Genomic DNA, 551 nt, shown 5'->3' on the forward strand with positions numbered 1-551 from the left:
TTAACAGAGTACAAAGAAGATAAAGAGGAATATGTAAGATTAAAGCAATTAAACAGATCCTATCAACATTACCAAAAGATAAGAATAAACCACTTAAACTATCTAGACAAAGAAATAGAAAAAAGACATCCAGGACTAAAAAAACTAATCCCCCATGCAAATGGTAACTATCAAAAAGATAAACTAATAGACTTTGTAGAAAAATGGTCAAATAGTGAAAAGATATTAAAAAGAAGTCAAGAGCAATTTGTAAATGATTATGAAAAATGGGCAAAGAAAAAGGGATATCATCCAAATGCACAAAAAGCAATAACCATTTACCAAAATGCCTTAGAATCAATCCCAACAATCTCATCTAGTAACTCAAAAATAGATGCGAATGTCCTAGACTCAATTGGATTTCTAAGAGTAATAAACAAAACTCTCAATAATATTCTATCACAAATGAAAGAAATCGCCACAGAATTAGAAGAATACAAAATAGCAAAAGAATTTTCAGGCATAGGAGAAAAATTAGCACTACAAATAACATCAGAAATAGGAGATATAAG

1 pseudogene is annotated in these 551 nt (G+C 29.2%); it reads left to right on the forward strand.

Features of this window, described 5'->3' with window-relative positions:
• A pseudogene (locus tag ANHYDRO_RS09970) lies at positions 1-551 on the forward strand (IS110 family transposase); the annotation flags it as partial.

The sequence above is a fragment of the Anaerococcus hydrogenalis DSM 7454 genome (genome assembly GCF_000173355.1).
In the GTDB taxonomy this organism is placed as follows: domain Bacteria; phylum Bacillota; class Clostridia; order Tissierellales; family Peptoniphilaceae; genus Anaerococcus; species Anaerococcus hydrogenalis.